Source organism: Tautonia plasticadhaerens, from assembly GCF_007752535.1.
GTDB classification, from domain to species: Bacteria; Planctomycetota; Planctomycetia; order Isosphaerales; family Isosphaeraceae; genus Tautonia; species Tautonia plasticadhaerens.
This window is the reverse complement of sequence record NZ_CP036426.1, coordinates 535,103-555,986: the sequence shown is the minus strand read 5'-3', so window position 1 is coordinate 555,986 and position 20,884 is coordinate 535,103. Positions and strand designations below refer to the sequence as shown.

General features: G+C 72.5%; 11 protein-coding genes. 6 read left to right on the top strand and 5 right to left on the bottom strand.

From position 1 onward, the window contains the following. Positions 1–87 precede the first annotated feature (87 nt). On the top strand, positions 88–951 hold the full coding sequence (locus ElP_RS02060; protein ID WP_145266790.1) for an FHA domain-containing protein: 864 nt from the start codon (positions 88–90) through the stop codon (positions 949–951). A gap of 17 nt (positions 952–968) precedes the next feature. Beyond that, on the top strand, positions 969–3,575 hold the full coding sequence (locus ElP_RS02055; RefSeq protein WP_145266788.1) for an FHA domain-containing protein: 2,607 nt from the start codon (positions 969–971) through the stop codon (positions 3,573–3,575). Between the two features lie 17 nt (positions 3,576–3,592). Here the strand turns inward: ElP_RS02055 and ElP_RS02050 are convergent, their stop codons facing one another. Further along, complete coding sequence (locus tag ElP_RS02050) at positions 3,593–4,762, bottom strand: M48 family metallopeptidase (RefSeq protein WP_145266786.1); 1,170 nt, start codon at positions 4,760–4,762, stop codon at positions 3,593–3,595. A 162-nt stretch (positions 4,763–4,924) separates the two neighbouring features. On the opposite strand from ElP_RS02050, the gene ElP_RS02045 reads away from it, so the two are divergent. The 3 genes from ElP_RS02045 (at position 4,925) to ElP_RS02035 (ending at position 8,209) form a co-directional block, all read left to right on the top strand. Beyond that, on the top strand, positions 4,925–6,079 hold the full coding sequence (locus tag ElP_RS02045) for a hypothetical protein (RefSeq protein ID WP_145266784.1): 1,155 nt from the start codon (positions 4,925–4,927) through the stop codon (positions 6,077–6,079). Next, positions 6,076–6,789: an FKBP-type peptidyl-prolyl cis-trans isomerase gene (locus ElP_RS02040; protein ID WP_145266782.1), complete on the top strand. Its 714-nt coding sequence runs from the start codon at positions 6,076–6,078 to the stop codon at positions 6,787–6,789. The genes ElP_RS02045 and ElP_RS02040 overlap by 4 nt, the downstream gene beginning before the upstream one ends. Positions 6,790–7,111: 322 nt before the next feature. Next, positions 7,112–8,209, top strand: coding sequence for a DSD1 family PLP-dependent enzyme (locus ElP_RS02035; RefSeq protein WP_145266780.1), 1,098 nt, complete (start codon positions 7,112–7,114; stop codon positions 8,207–8,209). Positions 8,210–8,216: 7 nt separating this feature from the next. On the opposite strand, the gene ElP_RS02030 is transcribed toward ElP_RS02035, so the two are convergent. The 4 genes from ElP_RS02030 to ElP_RS02015 form a co-directional block, all read right to left on the bottom strand. After that, complete coding sequence (locus ElP_RS02030; RefSeq protein ID WP_145266778.1) at positions 8,217–11,072, bottom strand: PVC-type heme-binding CxxCH protein; 2,856 nt, start codon at positions 11,070–11,072, stop codon at positions 8,217–8,219. Continuing rightward, positions 11,069–12,442 (bottom strand): hypothetical protein, encoded by a 1,374-nt coding sequence (locus ElP_RS02025; protein WP_145266776.1) that lies wholly within the window; start codon positions 12,440–12,442, stop codon positions 11,069–11,071. Before ElP_RS02025 ends, ElP_RS02030 begins: the two co-directional genes overlap by 4 nt. Position 12,443: 1 nt before the next feature. Then, complete coding sequence (locus tag ElP_RS02020) at positions 12,444–13,286, bottom strand: 3-keto-disaccharide hydrolase (protein WP_145266774.1); 843 nt, start codon at positions 13,284–13,286, stop codon at positions 12,444–12,446. A 79-nt stretch (positions 13,287–13,365) separates the two neighbouring features. Next, complete coding sequence (locus ElP_RS02015; protein WP_145266772.1) at positions 13,366–14,298, bottom strand: polysaccharide deacetylase family protein; 933 nt, start codon at positions 14,296–14,298, stop codon at positions 13,366–13,368. A gap of 286 nt (positions 14,299–14,584) precedes the next feature. On the opposite strand from ElP_RS02015, the gene ElP_RS02010 reads away from it, so the two are divergent. Continuing rightward, positions 14,585–20,860, top strand: a complete 6,276-nt coding sequence (locus ElP_RS02010) for a hypothetical protein (RefSeq protein WP_145266770.1) — start codon at positions 14,585–14,587, stop codon at positions 20,858–20,860. Positions 20,861–20,884: the final 24 nt, after the last annotated feature.

The following is a 20,884-nucleotide window of genomic DNA, read 5'->3' as shown; positions in this document are numbered from 1 at the left end:
GACACGCGTCCGGCATGGCACCCGGGGATGGTATTATGGCCTCGGTCCGATCGAATCGGCAACGCAATTGGGCGGGGAGCGATCCCGATGAACCACGGAGATCCCCTGGGAAACCGACCCCGCCAGGGTCGGGCCGCGACCACCCTGGAGTCCGTCGAGGAGATCCGCGCCCGGATCCTCGGCGGCCGGCCCCCCGCCACCCGGCGCGAGGGGCCGCCCGACCCGCCCCGGATCCCCGAGCCCCCCGGCGACGACACCCGTCCCTTCCGCCCCTCGATCCGGCCGCCGATCGCCCTGCTCCGGGTCCTCGACGACGGCGACCAGGAGGGGCAGGACCTCCGCATCCGCTCCTCGCCCTTCGTGATCGGCCGGTCGGAGGGGGACCTCCTCATCCCCCACGACCCAGGCATCTCCGGCCGTCACGTCGAGCTCTCCAGGGCCTTCGAGGACGGGGCGCATCGCTGGCTCCTCCGGGACCTGCAGAGCACCAACGGCACCTTCGTCCGCGTCTCGCATTCCCAGCTCCGGGACGACCAGGAGCTGCTCATCGGCGGGATCCGGCTCCGGTTCTCGACGGCAGTCCCCGGGGCCTCGACCGCGTCGACCGCGGCCGACCGGCCCGGCGCGACCCGGAAATGGGACGCCCCCGGCCGCCCCCCGGCCTCGGTCGCCGCGATGGTCGTGCTCACCCCGGGGGGGGACGGCCCCCGGCTCCCGATCTCGGGGGACGAGGCGTGGATCGGCCGCGACCCCTCGGCCTGCTCGGTCGTGCTCGACGACCCGATGGTCAGCCCCCGACACGCCCGGGTCGCCCGGGACGCCCGGGGCCGCTGGACGATCCACAATGAGCGGTCCCTCAACGGGCTCTGGCTCCGGATCCGGGAGATCGACCTGATTCGGGGCGGGCAGTTCCAGTGCGGCGAGCAGCGCTTCCTCGTGCGGATCCCCTGAGAAAGGCGGGCGAGACGGTGGCCCCCGACCGCTCCTGGATCATCGGCGCCGACCCCGGTTGCGACCTCGTGGTCGACCGCCCGACCGTCTCCGGCCGGCACTGCCGCCTCGAACGGATCGGCGGCGGCTACCGGGTCGAGGACCTGGGCTCGACCAACGGGACGTTCGTCAACGGCCGGCTCATCAATCGCCTCACCCCCGTCTCAATGCCCGACGCGATCACGCTCGGGCTGGGGGTCCCCATGCCCTGGCCGGTCGACGAGAGGGAGGACGACGCCCGGTCCGTCATCCGGATCGGGAGGGACCCGGACAACGACGTCGTCCTCGACGAGGCGGTCGTCTCCGGCCGGCACGCCCGGATCCTCCTCGGCGGCCGAGGGGCCGTGATCGAGGATCTCGGCTCCTCCAACGGCACCTCGCTCAATGCCCCGGGCCGCCGGATCGACCGGGCGCCGCTCTCCGCATCCGACGTGGTCTACTTCGGGTCCCTCGCCGTCCCCGCCGCCCGACTGCTAAGCTCGGGGCCGCCGCCGATCGGGGAGCCGGGCGGGGCAGACCGCCCCCGGCTCACCCTGTCGGCGCCCGCGATGGTGCTCGGCCGGGGATCGGACTGCGACCGGGTGCTCGACGAGCCGACGATCTCCGAGCACCACGCCCGGATCTGGCGGTCGGGGGGCTCGGCCTACCTGGAGGATCTCGGCTCCTCGAACGGCACCTTCCTCAACGGTCGGCGGCTCGGCCGGAGGCCGGTGACGGTCCGGACCGGCGACGTGATCGGCCTGGGGAGCTGCGAGTTCGCCGCGTCGATCGAGCACGACCCGGCCCGGCGATCGTCGCCCGGCCGGGTCGTCGTGGAGGCCCGAGGCGTAGGCGTCGACCTCGGCCGCTCGACCGTGATCGACGGGGTCTCGATGCGGCTCGGCCCCTCCGCGCTCGTCGGCCTGATGGGCCCCAGCGGCTCGGGCAAGACGACCCTGCTCCGGGCTCTGGTCGGCGACACCCGGCCGTCGAGGGGGGCGGTCCTCTACAATGGCGTCGACGTGCACGAGCACGACGGGGGGGCCCGCCGGGGGATCGGATATGTCCCCCAGGACGATGTCGTCCACCGCGAGCTGACCGTGGGCCAGGCCCTCCGCTTCTCGGGCCGGCTCCGGATGCCGGGCGGGGCGAACGGGCCGGAGGTCGAGCGTCGGGTCCGGTCGGTCCTCGGCCGGCTCGGCCTCTCGGACACGGAGCGCGTGCCCATCGGCCCTGCCGAGGGAGGGGGGATCAGCGGGGGGCAACGCAAGCGGGTCAACCTGGCGATCGAGCTGCTCGCCGACCCGGCCGCCTTGATGCTGGACGAGCCGACCTCGGGGCTGTCATCCGAGGACGCGTTGATGGTCATGCGACTCCTGCGCCGACTGGCCGACGAGGGGAGGACGGTCTTCCTGACGATCCACCAGCCCGGGCTCGACGCCTTCCGACTGCTGGACGACCTCGCCGTGATCGCCCGGGACGCCGGATCCGGCCGCCCCGGGCGGCTGGCCTACTACGGCCCAGCCTACCCCGGGGCCCTCGAATTCTTCGAGCCGGACGCGAAGCCCGGCGTCCCCCCTTCGTCGGACGAGATCCTCCGCGCCCTGCCCCGGCAGCCGGCCGACGCCTGGGCCGACCGATTCGCCCGATCCGTCCCCCCGGTCGAATTCGCCTCATCCCCGTCCGGGAGACCGCCCGAGCCCCCGGGGGTGCCCCCGACGGCAGCCGATCGCCTCCGGCACGCGGCCTCACAGTGGTACACGCTCGTATGCCGGAATCTGGCGATCAAGGCCGCCGACCGCGGGAACACCCTGGCCTTGCTGACCCAGGCCCCGGTCATCGCCATCCTGATCGTCCTGGTGTTCGGCCGGGGGGCGGCGGCCGAGACGACCGGGGAATCCTGGCCGGAGGTCTCGAAGATGGTCGGATCGACGACCTTCGTCCTCGGCCTCTCGGCCCTCTGGTTCGGCTGCTCCGGGGCGATCCGGGAGATCGTCGGCGAGCGGGCGGTCTATCGTCGAGAGCGGATGTCCGGGCTGGGACTCGGCCCGTATCTCGCCTCGAAGTTCACCGTCCTCGGGGCGATCGGCCTGGTGCAGAGCGTGGTGCTGCTGGCCGTCGTCCACGCGGGGAGCGGGCTCCGGGGGCCGTTGCTCCCGATGTTCGGGCTCTTGCTGCTCTCGGCCCTGGTCGGGGTGGCGATCGGGCTGGCGATCTCGGCCGCGAGCCGGACGACCGAGGTGGCGATCGCCCTGGTGCCGCTGATCCTCCTGCCGCTCCTGCTGCTCGGCGGCTCGCTCCGTCCCCGGCACGACCTCCCGACGCCGATCCGGCAGGCCTCCGACCTGATCCCCGCCCGATGGGCCTATGAGGGCCTGCTGACGCTCGAAGCCGGGCGCCGACCGACCTGGAGGCCTCCCGCATCCGTCGACCTTCCCGGCCGACGTCCGGGCCCCACGCCCGAGATCCGGGACATGGCCGAACATTCCTTCCCGGGCCGGACGGAACGCATGGGCCCCCGGGCCTCGGCGCTCGCGTTGGCGACGATGCTGGTGGCCCTCTGCGGCCTCATCGCCCTCATCCTCCGATCCCGGGACGGAGCATGAGGCGAGGACGAATCGGTTCATCCCGACGGCCGGTGCAGGAGGCTTCGGACCCGATCGGAGACCCCCGGTGCGGGGCAATACGCCTCCTCGAAGGCCCGGGGCCCGGGCGACCCGTTGGCCTCGGGATCACCGGGGTCCAGCCCGATCCCCCGGGACCGGGCGTAGCCCTCCAGCCGCATCAGGAACCCGAGGCATTCCCGCCTCGACCGCCCCAGCCCGAGGAGGGCGTCGTACGCCCAGCGGTCGGCCTCCCGCTCCTCGGCGACCGACCCCGCGTCGACGAGGCCCGAGAACGCTCGTCCGGCCGGTCCCGGTCCGTCCTTGCTGCGATCGACCGCTCCCAGGCAGTGGCCGAGTTCCAGATGCCCCAGCTCGTGGCCGACGACGAACTGCAACTCCGAGTCGCTCGCCGCCAGGGCGAACACGCCTCGGCTCACGTAGAGATATCCTCCAACGTGAGCGAAGGCGAAGACCCCGTCGGACTCGACCAGGAAGATCCGAATACCGGGTCCATTTCGTTCCGTGGACGTCACGAGCGGCGCGGCGAGCCGCTCGACGCGGTCCTGGAGCGGGCCGCCCCGGAAAACCAGGAGGGATTCGAGGACCAGGGCGTGGACCGCCCGGCCGAGGGCGTCCCGTTCGCCGTCGCTCATCAGGGTGGCGGGGTTGATCGAGGAGAACTCCGGCCGGTCGCCGGGCGGGTTGACCACGGCCACCTCCCCCGCATTCCTCGGCTCGAAGGGGAGGGGAATGGCCCCCTCCGGGACGATCGGGGCCGCGTCGTCGGCCCTCGTCTCGACGGCGAGGCCCGAGGGGCCACGTACCGAGGCGCCGGGAGGACCCGGGGCCGGGACGCCCGGGAGGGCCACGGGCCCGTGCGAGGGGGAGTCCCGGCCGGGGACCGCCGAGGAGCGCCCCGGGGCCTCAGTCCCGGCTACGGGCTGGTCCGGGCGGATCGGCCCGCTCGGCACCCCGCCGACCCCGGGCGTCGATCCCACCGGTCCGGCCTCGGCGACCTCCGGGCCGCGATCGGTCTCCGTCCCGGTCGCGGCGACGAGCCTCGCCTCCCGACCGGCCAGTGCCCGGGGCGAGGCGTAACGATGCCGGTGGCGGTCGCCTTCGATGCGAACGAGGATGGCCGCCCCGCCGAGGCAGACCAACGCGACCGATCGCACGAGGATTTTCATCCGGATGTCCCCCAATCACGCCGGCCCGCCCGGGACCTCCTGGGTGCTGGCCCGAGATCCCGCCTCCCCACTATAATCGGCGCCCCGGCTCGGGTCCCGGTGGACGAGACGATCGCCCCGGGCCCGGCACCGTCGAGGTGACGGGGGAGGAGGTGTTGCCCCATGCCCATCGCATCGAATCTGGTCCCGATGTTCCTCGTAGCTGCCCTGGCGACGGTCGCCTGGCCCGGATCGGCAGCCTCGCAGCCGCTGCTCGATGGGGTCGGGGGCGGCTTCGGGAACCAGGGCTTCGGGGGCGGCGGCTTCGGGAACCAGGGCTTCGGAGGCGGCGGCTTCGGGTCGGATATGGGGCTGGCGGCCGGCTCGACCGTGCAGGGAGACGTGGGCCGCGGGCTTGGGGTCTACAACGCGGGGCTCGGCCAGTTCTTCAGCGGGCTCGGGCAATTCAACCTGGAGACGGCCAAGGCCAACGCCGTGGAGACCGCCAGGGCAGCAACCCTGAATGAGTACCTCTATCGGTCTCGCCTGGTCGCCCGGGAACGCTACGCGAGGAAGGTCGCGGCGGAGCGGGAGCGGAACCGGGAGCGGAGGGAGGCGGTCGCCGACCGGATCAACACCAGGCCGAACGAGCGGGACATCATGGACGGTGCCGCGCTGAACAGGATCCTCGAGGACCTCTCCGGCTATCGCATCGCCCCGTCGATCCTGCGGTCGAGGGCGCAGGCCCTCCCGGTCGAACTCATCCAGGGGGTCCCGTACCATTACCCCTCCATCGGCGGGGTGATCTCGCTGGGACGGATGCTCCCGGAGCCCGAGGACTGGCCGGTCCTCCTGCGGGGGGAGCCGCTGGCGTCGAGGCGACTGGCCTACGACCGGGCCGTCCAGGACGCATTGCTGCTCGCCCGCCATGGCCGGCTGGGCCTGGAGGACATCCGGGGGATCCGGGAGGCGATCCGCTCCCTCCGTTCCGGGATGCCCCGGGTCGAGCCGGGGGCCGAACAGGCCGCGTTCTACCAGGCCCAGGTCTTCCTGAATCAGCTGGAGACCTCGGCCCGGACGCTCCAGGCCGCCGCCACCACGGTGGCGATCGCCGAGCTCGACGGGTTCCACGGCACGACCGTCTTCGAACTCGTCGACTTCATGGAGCGGTTCGGACTCCGCTTCGCCCCGGCCCGGACCCCCGAGGAGCGGGAACTCTACGGCACGCTCTATTTCGTCCTCTCCGAGCAGCGGAACGAACTGAATGACGTGCTGGAACCGATCGAATCGTCCATGCTGATCGATCGGATCCAGCCCGTCCCGGAGGAGCCCCGATGAGCCGCCGATCGATCGGACTGCTCGCCGGCTGCGCCGCGGCCCTGACGATCGCGGGGGGACCGCCCCAGGGACCCGAGGCCGCCCCGGTCCCCCCCGACGAGTTGCGGACCCGGGCCAGCTACGGCCTCGGCCTGAACGCCGGTCGCGTCAGCAAGCAACAGGGGATCGAGGTCGACCCCGAGGCCTTCGCCCGGGGCCTCCGCGACGGGCTCTCCGGCGGGGAGCCGCCCTACACCGAGGAGCAGCTCTCCGAGGCCCTGCTGGCGTTCCAGCAGCAACTGATGCTCAAGCAAGAGCAGCTGATCCGGGAGGTCGGCGCCCGCCTCTCCCGGGAAGGCCGGGCGTTCCTGCAGCTCAACGCCACGAGGCCCGGCGTGACCCGGCTGCCCAGCGGGCTCCAGTACAAGGTCGTCCGCGAGGGCTCCGGGCCGAGCCCCCGGGCCGGGGATACGGTGTTCGTCAGGTACAAGGGCACGCTGACCGACGGCACCTTGATCGAGGATTCCGCGGAGATGGGCGGGGTGATTTCCGTTCCCCTCGAACGCGTCATCCCCGGTTGGCGTGAGGCGTTGCTCCTCATGGAGGTCGGCTCGAAGTGGGAGCTGTTCATCCCCCCCGACCTCGCCTATGGCCCCGATCCCCCCGCCGGGGGACCGGTACCTCCCAATGCGGTGCTCGTCTACGAGGTCGAACTGCTCGCGATCGAGTGAAGCCGGGGCGACCACCGTCCGGGTGTCGAGTCCCGACCTCGACCCGTTGCCCGCGCCCCTGGGTGCCCTCCCGTCCCCGGGGTGAATCCGGTCGTATCGACCACGTGATGTCGACCCCCAACTCCCGGAGGACAACGTCGCTGTCCCCCCCGCGCCCCGGCGAGGCCAGGCCCTCGATCGCTTCGCACGAGGACGGCGACGAGAAACGGGGGCGTCCGGTGGCCCGGCTGGGGACCCTCGACTATGATCGAGGGCCCGGGTCGAGGGGCCACATCGAGGGGGGCCGGGCCGCGGGAAATGAGCGGATCGAAGGTTGGGCGCCATGATCCTGAGTCCCGTCGGGCGATCGATCGCCGATCTCGACACTCCGGCACTGCTGCTGGATCTGGAACCATTCGAGGCGAACGTCCGGACGATGGCCGGGCACCTGTCGTCGAGGGGGGTGGCCTGGAGGCCCCACGCGAAGGCGTTCAAGTGCCCGGCCATCGCCCACCGGCTGAGGCGTGCGGGGGCGATCGGCGTGACGGTGGCCAAGGTCTCGGAGGCGGAGGTGATGGCCGCCGCCGGGATCGACGACATCCTGATCGCCCACCTCGTCGTCGGCCCGCCCAAGGTCGCCCGCCTGGCCGCCCTGCGGCGCACGGCCGACGTGAAGGCCACGGTCGACCACCCGGACCACATCGGCCCCATGGCCGAGGCCGCCCGGGAGGCGGGCGTCGAGGTCGGCGTCCTCGTCGACGTCGATCTCGGGATGGGCCGCAACGGGGCCCGGTCGACGGGGGCGGCGGTCGAGCTGGCCCGGCGGGTCGCGGGGGCATCCGGCCTGCGCTTCGACGGCCTGATGGGTTACGAGGGGCACACGCTGTTCATCCCGGACCCCAAGGAGAAACGCCGGGCGATCGGGGAGGCGATCGGCCGGCTGATCGAGGCGAAGGACGCGGTCGAGGGGGCCGGGCTTCCCTGCCGGATCGTCTCGGCCGGCGGTTCGGGATCCTACCAGTTCACGGCCGACCTCCCGGGGGTGACCGAGCTGCAGGCGGGCGGCGGCGTCTTCGCCTGCCGCTATTACACCGAGGTTTGCGGCGTCGTCGGCCATCTCCCGGCGATCTCGGTGCTCGCGACGGTCGTCGGCCGGCCGGCCGAGGATCGGGCGATCCTCGACCTCGGGCGCAAGTCGATCAGCGACTACAAGACGCCGCCGGTCATCCCCGATCACCCGGGCTGCACGTTCCTCGGCCTCTCGGCCGAGCACGCCACCTTCGAGGTCCGGCCCGGAGATCGGCTCTCGATCGGGGACAAGGTCCGCGTGATCCCCGGTTACAGCGACTTCACGTTCGTGCTACACGACCGCATCCTCGCCCATCGGGGAGACCGAGTCGAGGCGTGCTGGACCCTCTCGGGCCGGGGGATGCTCCAGTGACGAGCCGTCACCGGGGGCTTCCCGGGGGGCGGGACGGTCCTCGGAGGTAGGCGATCAGGTCGGCCAGATCCTGGGGGGAAAGCACCCGCTCGAACCCCTCGGGCATCAGGGACCGACCCGTCGGGCGGAGGGCTTCGAGTTCGCCCCGGGGGATGACCTCCTCGACCCCCTCGGGCATCCGGAGGCGGAGGATTTCGGGCCCTTCCTCGACGACCAGCCCGCTCCGGACCTGCCCGTCCAGGGTCGCCACGATCACCCCGGCCCCGTCGGGCGGGACGTCCCGGCTCGGGTCGAGGATGGAGAGAAGGATCTCGTCCGCCGGCCGGCCGACGAGGCCGCCCAGGTCGGGGCCGAGGTCCGCCCCCTGGCCGTCCCGGGCGTGGCAACCCCGACAGTGCTGGGAGAAGAGGGATCGGCCCCGGGGCGGGTCCGCCGGCCGTCCGATCGCCGGGGCGAATCGCCGGACGACGTCATCCCGGTCAGTGCCGGGCCCGCCGCCGAGGATCTCCCGGAGCTTCCGATCCAGCGCCGCCGAATCCAGGAGGCGGATCAGCTCGACGGTCATCGGGTCCAGCTCGGCCTGGGAGACCGTGCCGTCCTCGACGCCTTCGAGCAGGCGGCCGGCCAGCTCGGCCCGGGTCGCCAGCGCCCCGAGCAGAAGCCGTCGGGTCGCCAGGGAAGAGCGGTCCCACCCCTCGAGCAGGAGGGAGGCCTGATCGGGCGTGCCGATCCGCCCGATGCCCCGAGCCGCGACCGCCTGCACCTCGGGTGGCATCACGGGACCGAGGAATCCGGTGAGTCGATCCCCGACCTCGGGCACCCGGGTCGCGATCGCCGCCTCGAGCGCGAGCGCCCGGATCCAGGCCGGATTCCCGGGGTCCGCCGCCGCCCTCAAGGCGGACCCCCGGACCTCCTCGACCTGCTCAAGGGCCGTCCGAAGCGACTCGGGAGGCGTCCCGGACCAGTCGAGCGTCGGCGTCTCGACCCGGCCCTGGCCCCGGGCCAGGCCGAGCAGTAACGCGAGGCCGGCAGGGCGGCCGGGCGGGCCGGGGATGAGCCGTAACAGCCGCTCGACCTCGGGTTCGAGGTCCCTGACCCCGACGAGTTCCGCCGCCTCGGTCAGGAACCGAGCCCGGTCGGGATCGGACTCCCCTCGCCAGCCCGGATCGAGGCGGAACAGGGATTCGAGGAACGCGAGGGGATCCTCGCCGATCCCGACGATTACCGCCTCGACCATCCAACGCGACCCGGCGTCGATGCTCGCGAGCCGGGCCAGCGCCTGGCGCGCAGGGTCGCCCGTCAGTCCCCCCAGCGAACCGGCAACCCGGAGACGCACGCGGTCATCGGGGTCCTCGGCCAGCTCGATCAATTCGGGGACGAGGTCACCTCGTTTCGATGCGAGCCGGGCCGCCGCCTCCCGGACGCGGAGCTCCGGATCGACGAGGGCCTGCTGGACTGTCTCGGAATCGAGGGCCCCCAGGCTCTCGAGCGTCCAGAGGGCGAGGACTCGTGCAAGGGGCCCCGGACCTTGCCGTGCCAGCTCCCGGAGCGGTGCGATGGACGCAGGGTCGTCCCGCTCGGCCAGCAACCGCTGGGCGGTGTCCCGGATCCATCCGATCGGATGGCCCAGGTCGGCGACGAGGCCGGGGGTGGGATGCGTCCCGGGCAGGTCGGCCGTGGGACGATCGATCAGCTCCTTCGGGACGATTCTCCAGATCCGGCCCCGGTCACGCCCCTCGGCGAAGTCGACGGAGGCGCGGCGATCCTCGGGGACGAAGTCCGGATGCTCGACCCATGCCCTGCAGAAATCGACCACATAGAGCGCACCGTCGGGGCCGTTGGCCAGGTTGACGGGGCGGAACCAGCGGTGCGAGGACGCCAGGAACTCCCGGCCCTGTTCGACTCGACGGGCCACATAGGTCGGGCCCACCGGATCGAGCTGCCGTCGGTGGACGACCCCGGTCAGGGGCTCGCAGACGAAGGCATCGCCGAGGTACTCGTCTCCGAGCCGTCCGCCGCGTTCGATGACCGGGCCGCAGGAGGCGTTGAAGAACGAGACGGATTCGGCATTGAACCGCTGCTGGGTAGGGGCGAGGGAGAAGATGCGTCCGCCGTCCTCCAGGTCGAGGATGTCGGCCACTCCCCCGGGAGTCCCGGCGTCGAGGACGACATGCCGCAACGGGACCGTGTTCCACGACGGAAACCGATCCCCCCAGTCGTCCCGGGGCAGGCCGAACTGGCTGAATCCGGTGATCGGCTCGAACTCGCCCGTCTCCGGCCGGACCCGGAGGTCGTTCCGGGGGATGGGGACCGCGGACGCCGGGGGATCGCCCGGGCGGCGGACGAGGCCCCCACTGCGGCCGTTGGCGAGGTAGACCCGATTGTCGATCCCCCAGGTCGGGCTGTTGACCCGCAACTGCTGGTTGCCCTCGCCGAAGCCGGTGAGGATGACCTCCCGGGTGTCGGCACGGCCGTCGTCGTCGGTGTCCTTGAGGTGGAGCAGGTCGGGCGCGGCGGTGACGAGGAGCCCGCCCGCCCAGGGGAGCACCCCGCTCGGGTACGGCAGCCCCTCGGCGAACACCGAGACATCCTCATATTGGCCGTCACCGTCGTGATCGACCATCCGCTTGATCCGCCCCCCCGCCGATCCGACGGGGTAATCGCCCATCTCGGCCACAAACAGCCGGCCGAATTCATCCCAGGCGATGGCGACGGGGTCCATCACGTCGGGCTCGCAGGCGACCAGCTCGACGGTGAGCGAGGGATCAGCGAGGCTCAGCGCCGCCCGGGATTCCTCCAGCGTCGGCGGCCGGTCCGCCCCGATCGCCGCCGCCAGGCAAAGGAGGGCGATCGACCGGGTCACGGGCCGCCCCCCTCGCCCTCGCGGAGCCGGTGCAGCAGGTCGACTGCGGCGGAGACGATCGCCTCCCCCGATCCCCGCTCGAGGTAGCTGTGCAGGCCGGTCCAGACCTGGTAGCCGCCGAGGTCGTAAGCGGCCTCGTCGGGGACATACCCGACATAGTCATTCGCCAGTTCGAAGACGTAGGTGTCTCGATAGGGCGACAGCCGCTTGATTTCCTGACCGAGCGTGGTGAAGAACTCCGCCGGGACGCCCACCAAGGCGATGTCGCCGAGGACGATCGCCTGGACCCAGGTCCGGAGCTCCTCCCCCTTCCGCGGCGCGAGTTCTCGGCGCATCTCCCGGAAGATGCCGATCGTCTTCTCGGCCCATTCCGGCGGCATCCGCCCGGTGCAATAGGCGACGACGGCCGCGTCGTCCGCCTGCTCGTCGAACGCTCGGACGCGGAGGGTGATCTCCTTCCGGATCCCGGCGACCCGATCGACCGGCCTCGGCCGGGACCGATCCATCGCGTCGGACACGGCCGCCTTGATGCGATGGAGCGCCTCAGCGGCGGAGAGGGAGAGGTTGTGGGTCGATCCGGAGGCCCCTTCGAAAAACAGGACGGTCCCCCCCCGCTCGCGTTCCAGCTGCTGGGCGGCCAGGCCGTAGAAGCTGGGGGAGCGGACCCCGGGTTCGAGGGTGCCGATGGTATGGGTCGAGTGGTTGAACAGGACGGCCTCCGGCGTCCCGTCGGGGCGGACGAAGCTGAGCACGGGGAGCTCCGGGTCGAATGGCCCGGTGGGACGGACCACATCGTCACGGGGGCCGACCCAGTAGATCGCGCCGTCTTGCAGCAGGAGCCGGCTGTTCTGGCCGACCGACGACTCCTCCCCGAGACGGAACCGGAGTCCCGCCGGCGCGAGCCGGGCGTCGGCCGCGACGGCGGCCTCGACCGCCTTCTCGCCGACCTGTCGCGCGAACTCCTCCTCGCGCCGGTACCCATGGATGGTGACCGTCGTCGGGGCCGAGTGCGTGTGCGTGGCGTTGATCAGGATGCGGTCGGTCGGGATGCCGAGCCGCTCCTCGATCCGCCGGGCGGACTCGTCGAGGATGTCGCGGCCGAGCATCAGCACGTCGCACGCGATGAGGCATGCCTTCCGCCCGTCCGGCCCCCGGATCACCACGGCCGACGCCCGGAGGTCGCCCTCCTGGCCGTGGGCCCGGCCGGGGCCGATGCTGCCGCCGATGACCATGTCGTCGGTCGCCTCGAAGATGGCCGACGCCGCACCGACCTCCAACTCGCCCGAGACTGCGGGTCGGCCGGAGAGCGACGCGATCCCCAGCAACCCGAAGGCGACCCCGGTCACGCCCCGAATCGAGATCGAACGCATGTCATCCCCCCCCGTCGGTTCGGGGCGCCTGGCCGTCGCCCTCGCCCAGCATCCGGATTTCGACGTCGCGGAACTCGATCTCGGCGGCCTCGATTTCCAGGGCGATCCGGCCCCGGGAGATCGGCCTCGACTCTCCCGGACGGTCCGGGTCGACGAGCCGGATGTGATCGCCCCGGGCGACGACATGGCCGTTGAGCACATGGGTCGTCGAATCGCCCCGGGCGACGACCTCGGCGGTGTTCCAGCCCTCCACCTCGAACGGGCCGGGCAGCCGTTTCGCGTAGCCGATCCCCTCTCCGCCCAGCACGGAGGGGCGGCCGCCCCGATCCGGCGCGAGGAACGTCGGGATCGGCTCCCCGGCGGTCTCCGGGTCGATCCAGGTGTCGAGTCGGAGGCCGTAGAGCGCGAGCAGGTCGCCCACGTCGGTCTCCTGCACCTGGAACTGGAGCGCCCGGGGCCAGACCGCGTCTTCTCCCAGGAGGTGATAATACAGGCCCGCGTCCCGCTTCAACGCATACCGGGGCTCGAACTTCTTCTCGCCCCAGCGATACCGCCATCGCAGGTGGTAGTCGCCGTACTCGTGCTCGGTCGCGATGTACCCCATGACGACCTCCCGGCCGTCGGGCACGTCGCGATAGAGGTGGATCGCGCCGTCCTCGATGGCGATGATCCCGTCCGGGTCTCGGTCCTTGCCGTGCTCCTGGAGGAACGTGTACCAGCCGTCGAGATCCCGGCCGTTGAACAGGCGGCTCCACCCGCCCTCGTCCCTTCCCGGTGGTGGACCGGGGGCGGCGGGTGCGCCCACGAACAGGATCAGGACCGACGCGATCGACCGGACCAGCATGGCAGAATCCTCCTCCGCCGGATCGTCGGGGCGTTGTCCCGGGCATGGGGATTGTCAGGATGGCCGAGGGGGCCGGGGCTCAAAGAGGGGCTTCGCCCGCCTCGGCCATCTCGCGGAATTGGGTCCAGGTGATGACCTCGATGCCGAGTCGCTCGATCTCATCGGCGATGGCGGGGTCCATGAAGATGCGTCGATCGCCGTCCCGGCGCGCGGCGCTGTCGGTGATGGCACGCAGTTCCGCATCGTCGTAGCCGCAATGGATGATGAGCTGCGAGACGCCCGGGGGCAGGGTCCGGATCGTCTCCCGGTAGTTCTCGACGCGCTCGTCGTGGGCATCGCCGCCGTAGAACTGGGCCAGGCCGTCGAGCACGGGGAGCTTCCGACCGTCCAGGGCGGCGAGCAGTTCCCGACCCCGCTCCCGCATCGCCGGATATGCCTGGACGACGGGGCCGTCGATGGACCGGACGAACAGGATCGGCAGGTCGTATTCCAGGCCGAGTTTGACGTAGACCTCGAGCAGGTCCGGCCGGCTCACCAGCGCCCCCATGTGGGTGTCGAGGTGGCTGACGGGGATGCCGAGCTGCTTGGCCCGCTCGACCTGCGCCCTCAATTCGAGTTCCACCTCGCCCGCGTTCGCCAGTCGGACCACGTCCGGGACGTTGTCGTGCAGGTAGCCGGCGTCGTCGACCAGGCTGGGCACGCAATCGCGGCCGGCGACCGGTCCCCAGCGGTAGTGGTCCCACTCGGAGTTGAGCGTCAGATGGATCCCGTAATCCTTCTCCGGGTTCGCGCGGGCGTAGGCGGCGAACTCCTCCACCCAGGGGCAGGGGATCATGATGCTGCACGACGAGACGACGCCCCGCTCCATGGCGTCGATGGTCGCCCGATTCACCGAATGGCACATCCCGGCGTCGTCGGCGTGGATGATGAGGTATCGCGTCTCCTCGGCCGATCGGGCCGGTCCGATCGGCAGTCCGAGGCCGAGGGCGATCATCGCGCAACACGTTCGCATGACGCATCCTACCCGGGCTCTGGAAAGGGGGGGGGCGGGGAGCCGCGTCGCGGCCCGATCCAGGATGCGACCGACCGCCGGGGAGTGCAAGCGTCTCCAGCATCCCCAACCCGGAGAATCCTCCCCGAGCTCGGCTGGAGGGGCACGGCAGGCACGCCGATTCGCAGGTACGATCCGTGGGGTCCCCCGAGGAAGGGGAGGTTTCGTGCAGGGCGGAGCACCTGCGAGCCGGGGATGGGCCGACTCGGGCCCGAGGCTCGGGGCCGGGATCCGGGAGGCGAGGGCGATGGCGGGGTTGCTCGGGCTTTTCTTCGTGCTGACGCTGATCACCCTGATCGGCCACGGAATCTGGGTGATCATCCGGGCGGCCCTCAAGGCCATCCGGGGCCTCGCGGCCCCCGATGGGCCGCGGGGAATCGACGCGGTGATGTGCCCGGATTGCGGCGAGGCCTGGCCGATTGCATCCGGCGTCCGCCAATGTCCCGCGTGCAACTGGCCGGGGCCGAGGGCCAGGGGGGATGCCCGGCGTGCCCGGGCGGCAGTCGGGATACTCCTCCAGCGGATCGAGCGATATCGGGAGTCGGGGCTCCTCGCCGAGCCGATCAGCCGTCGGATCGCCGAGGCGATCATCGCCGAGCGGGATCGGGTGGGAGTCTCGCCTCGCGATCCGGCGGTCTCGGCTGCCCCCTCGCAACCGCCCCCCCGGCCGACCCCCCGACCCGAGCCCTCCCCCGCGGGCCCGGAGCCCCGGCGTCCGAAGGCGCCCCGGGACGCCCTCGCCGCGCAGTCGATCTCCGACGAGGCCGCCCGGGAGGCGGGCCCTTCCCCCCGCACCCTCCCCGAGGCGGCCGAACCCGGCCCGCGGGCGAGCCTCGGGAGCGTCCTGGGCAGGTTCATGGAGGAGCGGAACCTCCGATGGGGGGAACTCGTCGGCGGCCTCCTGATCGTCGGCTGCTCGCTCGCGCTGGTGTTGGGCTACTGGGACCGGATCGCCGAGCGGCCGATCCTGCGGTTCGGCCTGGCCAACGGGGTGATCGCCGCGTTCTTCGCGGTCGGGCTGCACGCCGAACGCCGATGGCGATTGCCGACGACGGCGCACGGCCTGATCCTGGTCGCCACCCTGCTCGTCCCGCTCGGCGTGCTGTCGATGATCTCGGTCGGCGGGGACTCGGCCGGTGGGATCCGTCTCCTCGTCGGGGAGGCGATCGCCCTGGCTGCCTTCTTCGCGCTGATCGGTCGATCGGGGCGATCGATGGCCTCGATCTCCCCGTGGACGACGGCCGCCGGCGTCGTCCTCCCCTCGGCGGCGCTCCTCGCCGCCGGGCGATGGGCCGTCCCCGGAGCGGGCGAGGCCACGCGGATCGCGCTCGGCGTGCTCCCCCTGCTGGCCCATGCCGCCGCGACGCTCCGGGGCGTCATCGCGCATCGCGTCGGCGAGATGGGCGAGCCCGAGGCCGATGACCTGCTCCGGACCCTCGGGACGACCGCGTTCGCGGCGGCCGTCGCGCTGGGAGCGATGCTGGGCCGGTTCGGGGATCCGGCGGACACCCTGAGGCAATGGGCGTCCCTGGCGCCGCTGGCGGGGACGCCGGCCCTCGCGGCGGGGCTGACGATCTGGAGGCGGGCGGGCGCGACGCTGCCGACCCATCGGGTGGCCGGGGGGGCGATCGCCTCGGCCGGGACGATGGTGATGCTCGCCGGGGTCGCATGTGCCTGGCCGGGACCGGCCCGGATCGTCGCCGTCGCCACGTTCGACGGGCTCGCGCTCATCGCCGTCGCGCTGGCCTTCGAGCTGCCGGCGGCGATCGCGATCGGCGGCGTCTGCCTGGCCCTCGGCTGCCTGGTGACCCTGCTCGGCGTGATCGGCGCCCTCCCCTGGGGCACGACCACCTCGACCGGGCTGGCCGAGGCGCTCGTCTCCTCCCGGAGCGGGGTGGGCCTCCTGCCCATCGCGTTGCTGTTCCAGGGCGCGACGCTCGCGGTCCTTCGGGCCGGCCGGCGGGAGGAGGCGAGGGCCCTTTCACTGGTCGCCGGCCTGGCCGGGATCGCCTCCCTGGCGCTGGTGAGCTGGCACGGCTTCGCCCAGCCCGGGGACCCGGTCGGCGCCACCTGGGTCTACGCCGTCCTCGCGGCGGCGACGCTCGCGGGTTCGGCCGCGACGGCCCGGACGCCGCTGTTCGACGCCGAGGGATCTCCCCCCGAGCCGGCCGGCCTGGCCTGGGCCGGATCGGCTTTGCTACTGGCGGCGCTGGTCCAGGGGTTCGTCTTCCGGCAGGCCGAGTCGTGGGGCCTGTCGCTCCCCTGGTCCTCGGCCCTCCTCGGGCACGCGACGATCTCGGCCGGCCTGGCCCGAATGGGCCGCTCGCGACGGGCTCCGGGCGAGGGGGAATTCGGGGCGATCCGCGGCGTCCTGTCCGGGTCGGCTTTGTTGACCTCGTCCGTCGCGGCCCTCCTGCTCGCCTGGCGGGTCCCGGTCTCGGCGCCCTCGGACCTGGCCGTTTACCTGCTTTGGCTGTCGGCAGTGTGGTTGTTCCTCGCCGGATTCACGGCCTCTCGTCGCCTCTTCTGGGCGTTCCAGGCCGCGCTGACCGCGTCGGTCGGGTTCGCGGTGGCGGGGTGGGCCTCGGGCCGGCCGTGGTTCGGGGAGGGTCGTAAGCCCTGGCTCGACCCGAGGATCCTGCAGGCCGAGTCGATCGCCCTGGCCCTGCTCGGGCTGGCATGGATAGGCGTCCGGCTCGGGGCGAAGGCCCTGGGGGAGGCTCGACCGAAGGACGGTCGGATCGAAGCGTCTCGGCGCCTGATGGAGCCACCGTGGCCGACCTTCGATCGCTATTCGACCTGGGCGGCGGTGCTCGTGCTCGTGGGCCTGGCGGCCTACGGGGCGATCCCCGGGGCGGCCCAGGAACTCTCCCCCCGGAGCTTCGCCGCGGAGTACGCCCCGGCGTCCGCATCGGGGACGACCGGACGGCCGGTCCCACCCTCCTCCGCGTTCGAACTCCTCGGCCTGCCCCACGAGCCGGCACTCGGGATCGGGTCGTGGTTGTTGCTCGCCTCGGCGCTGGCGACGCTCCTCGCGGGCCAGTGGGAACGATTCCGGAGGCTGGATCTGCTGGGGGCGATGGTGGTGGCGGCGGCCACCGTGCCGCTGGCGGCGGGACGATGGGAAGAGGATGTCGCGGTCGCTTCGGCGATGCGGTGGGGAGGGGCGATCGGCGCGGTGGCGCTCTCGGCCCCCATCTGGGCCCGAGGCAGGCTCTGCCGACTCGCCCGTCGGATCGGTTGGGAAATGGGCCCCGGCCGGACCGAGGGACTCCGGCCGATGGCGATCGGGCTGGTCGTCGCGCTCGCGGCGATCCCGCTCCTGTCGATGATCGGATTCGTCGCCGGGGCGGCCTTCGATGCCCATCCGATTCGCCCGGACCTCGCGACCGCCTGGCGATGGTCGGGCATCGCGTTCGTCGCGATGGGGACCGCCGGGACGCTGATCCTGGCCCGGTCGGGGGGGATCGATGATCCCGGCGGACGGACGGGCGCCTCCCGGGTGGCGGGGGGCCTGGTCGTTGCCCTGGGCGCACTGGCGATCGTGGCGGTGTCGGCCCTGGTCGTGGGGGCGTCCCTCTCGGGAGACCCGGTGGTCGGCCCGGAGCCGGGATCGTTCTTCGACCGGATCGGGCCGGCGGGATCCTACGCGATCCCGATCGTGCTCGCCGCCCTGACCCTCGTCGGCTACGCGATCCGGGAGCGGTCTGCCGGCTTCGCGCTGGCGAGCGGACTGTTGCTCGGTTTCGGGGCGACGGTGGGCTGGCTTCTCTCCGGGGCGATCGCCGCCCGGCCGGGCGACCCGACGCTCTGGATTCGACTCGCCCAGCTCAACGCGATCGTCGGCTCGGCGTTCGCCCTCGCCTGGATGGGATGCGTCGAGATTTGGGCTCGTCGCCGAGCGGGTGTTCCGGGAGGGGCGAGGGGCCCTGCGCTGATGGTTCAGGTGGCGATCCCGGTCTCCCTGATCGGGTTGATCCTGATCGGCGGCGTCCTCGACCTGTTCCTGGAGCCGGGCCCGACGCCTCCCCGATCGGCGATCGCCGACCCGTTCGGATGGGTCGCCTTCCTGCTCACCGCCGGGGCGTCGGGACTGCTGCGGAGACGCCCCGGGACGATCCGGCCGGGCCACATCGGCTGCGCCGCCGTGGTCGGGATCGCCGCGATGCTCGCCTTCGGGGCGGCGGCCCGGGACCAGGGCGATTGGCGCACGTACCACGCGATGATGGCCCTCCAATCGGTCGCCGCCGGCGGGCTCATCCTGTTCGGCTGGAATCGACGGGGCATGAGGGTCGAGGTCCGATCGGAGGGTGACAATGCGATCACTCGATGGTCCTCCCTGGCGACGCTCGTCGTCACGGCGTACGCCCTGAACGCATCCGGCCCCGCCCCCGGCCAATCGCCCTGGTGGGGCGTCGGCGGCCTGCTCGTCGCGGCGATCCTCTGGGCGTCGCTCGCCGCGTGGTCGGCCGGCCGTTGGCCCCTCTACCTGGCGGGCGTCCTGATCAACCTGGCCGCGTCGTCCTGCTGGTTCGACGACCCCGGGGGGTGGCTCCGGGGGGCGTCGGTAAACCTCCTGGTCCTGAACGTCATCGCCCTGGCAGCCCCCGCCCCGGCCTGGCTCTGGATCGAATTGAAGGCGATCCGGCCCGTCACAGGCCGACTTAGGAGGCTTCCGCCATTCCACCGGGTCGCCGCCTGGGTGGCGATGATCGCGCTGACGTCGATGGTTTCCGCCTGGCTGATCGGCGACGCGGCGGGGGGGTGGGCGGGGCCCGAGATCGGGCTCGGGGCGGTGCTGGCGATCGGCTCGGTCGCCCTCGCCCTGGCGGTCGGCCTCTGGGATGACCGATCCCGGGGCGAGGTGGCCGGCTTGTACCTGCTGGGCCTGAGTGCCGCCGGGTGGCTCGTCGCCGGGTTCGACCCGGACCCGGGGATGATGGCCTGGGTCGGCGCCGTGGTGCTGGCCTGCCACGCGGTCGTCGCCGGGGCGCTTTGGAGTGCCCGGGACGCCCTCCGGCGCATCGCCGACCGCCTGGGCGTCCCGCGGTCGTCCGCCGACCTCGACCCCGAGCACGGCCTCGGCTGGCTGGTGCCTGCGAATCTCACGCTCTCGGCGGGGATCGTCGCCCTGGCGTTCGTCGTCACGCTGACGAATGGGGACATGCTCCCCCGTTTCTCGGCGGCGAAGGCGGGCCTCGCGACCGCGTTGGCGATCGGCCTGCTCGCCAGGGGGGAGCGTCGCTCCCTGCTTCGGGCGACTGCCCTCGGCTTCGGGGCCGCGGGAGCGTTGGCCTGGGGGTGGGCCTGGATCGACCCCGGGTCGCCGACGGCCACGCTGGACCGCGCCGCCGCGACGATGGTCGCCCTGACGGCGACCGCCGCCGGCTTCGGGCTCGGCCTGGTCTCGCTCGCCCCGAGGGCGACGCGATGGGGCCGGGCGGCGCGCCGGCTCGTGCCGTCGCTGCTCGGGTTGGCGGGCTTCGCCATGCTCGCGGTGATTGGGGCGGAGCTGGCCGCCACGGCGGGAGGGAGGCCCGTGGCGATGTCGGCACCGGCCCTGGTGGCCTCGGCCGCGACCATGCTCGGGGCCGTGGCGGCCGCGCTGGTGGCGGCGGTCGTCCCCGGGCGCGACCCCCTCCGGCTCCCGGAGCGCCGGCGGACGATCTACGTCTACGGCGCCGAGGCGCTCCTCGCCCTGCTGGCGATGCACCTGGGCCTGACGATGCCCTGGCTGTTCTCCGGCATCTTCGCCCGGTACTGGCCGGTCATCGTCCTCGGGATCGCCTTCGCCGGCGTCGGCCTGGGAGAGGTGTTCCGCCGCCAGGGTCGGCTCGTGCTGGCCGACCCCCTGGAGCGTACCGGGGCCCTGCTGCCGATCCTCCCGCTGCTGGGGGCGTCCTGGCTCGAGCCGAGGCCGGGAGAGGACACCCTCTTCCTCGTGCTGGCCGGCGGCCTGTACGCGACGCTCTCGCTCCTCCGATCCTCCGCCGGATTCGGCGCGATGGCCGCGTTGGCATTCAACGCCGGCCTCTGGACCGTGCTGGGCCGTCGCGAGGGGTTCGGGCTGCTGGAACACCCGCAATTCTGGGTCGTGCCGCCGGCCCTCTGCATCCTTGCAGGTGTATTCATGAACCGGGATCGATTGGGCGAGGGGCGGTCCGTGGCGATGAGGTACGCCGCCTCCGGGGCGGTCTATCTCTCATCGACGACGGATCTGGTCCTGAACGGAGTGGGCGAGGATCCCTGGCTCCCCCTGGTCCTCGGGGGCCTGTCGCTGCTCGGCATCTTCGCGGGCATCGCGCTCCGGGTCCGGGGGTTCCTGCTGCTGGGGGTCGGGTTCCTCGGCCTCTCGATCTTCGCGATCATCTGGTACGCCGCCGTCGACCTCCGCCAGACCTGGCTCTGGGCCGCCAGCGGGATCATCGCCGGCATCCTGATCCTGGCCGCATTCGCCCTATTCGAGAGGCGGAGGGGGGAGGTCGTGGAACTCGTCGGCCGGCTCCGGGACTGGGAGCCCTGATCGGGCAGGGGGCGGGGGGTCGAG

What these genes read in the sequence shown, in the direction of transcription:
- ElP_RS02060 (WP_145266790.1), top strand. Translation starts at nt 88, where the DNA reads ATGAACCACGGAGATCCCCTGGGAAACCGACCCCGCCAGGGTCGGGCC.
- ElP_RS02050 (WP_145266786.1), bottom strand. Translation starts at nt 4,762, where the DNA reads ATGAAAATCCTCGTGCGATCGGTCGCGTTGGTCTGCCTCGGCGGGGCG.
- ElP_RS02045 (WP_145266784.1), top strand. Translation starts at nt 4,925, where the DNA reads ATGCCCATCGCATCGAATCTGGTCCCGATGTTCCTCGTAGCTGCCCTG.
- ElP_RS02040 (WP_145266782.1), top strand. Translation starts at nt 6,076, where the DNA reads ATGAGCCGCCGATCGATCGGACTGCTCGCCGGCTGCGCCGCGGCCCTG.
- ElP_RS02035 (WP_145266780.1), top strand. Translation starts at nt 7,112, where the DNA reads ATGATCCTGAGTCCCGTCGGGCGATCGATCGCCGATCTCGACACTCCG.
- ElP_RS02025 (WP_145266776.1), bottom strand. Translation starts at nt 12,442, where the DNA reads ATGCGTTCGATCTCGATTCGGGGCGTGACCGGGGTCGCCTTCGGGTTG.
- ElP_RS02020 (WP_145266774.1), bottom strand. Translation starts at nt 13,286, where the DNA reads ATGCTGGTCCGGTCGATCGCGTCGGTCCTGATCCTGTTCGTGGGCGCA.
- ElP_RS02015 (WP_145266772.1), bottom strand. Translation starts at nt 14,298, where the DNA reads ATGCGAACGTGTTGCGCGATGATCGCCCTCGGCCTCGGACTGCCGATC.
- ElP_RS02010 (WP_145266770.1), top strand. Translation starts at nt 14,585, where the DNA reads ATGGCGGGGTTGCTCGGGCTTTTCTTCGTGCTGACGCTGATCACCCTG.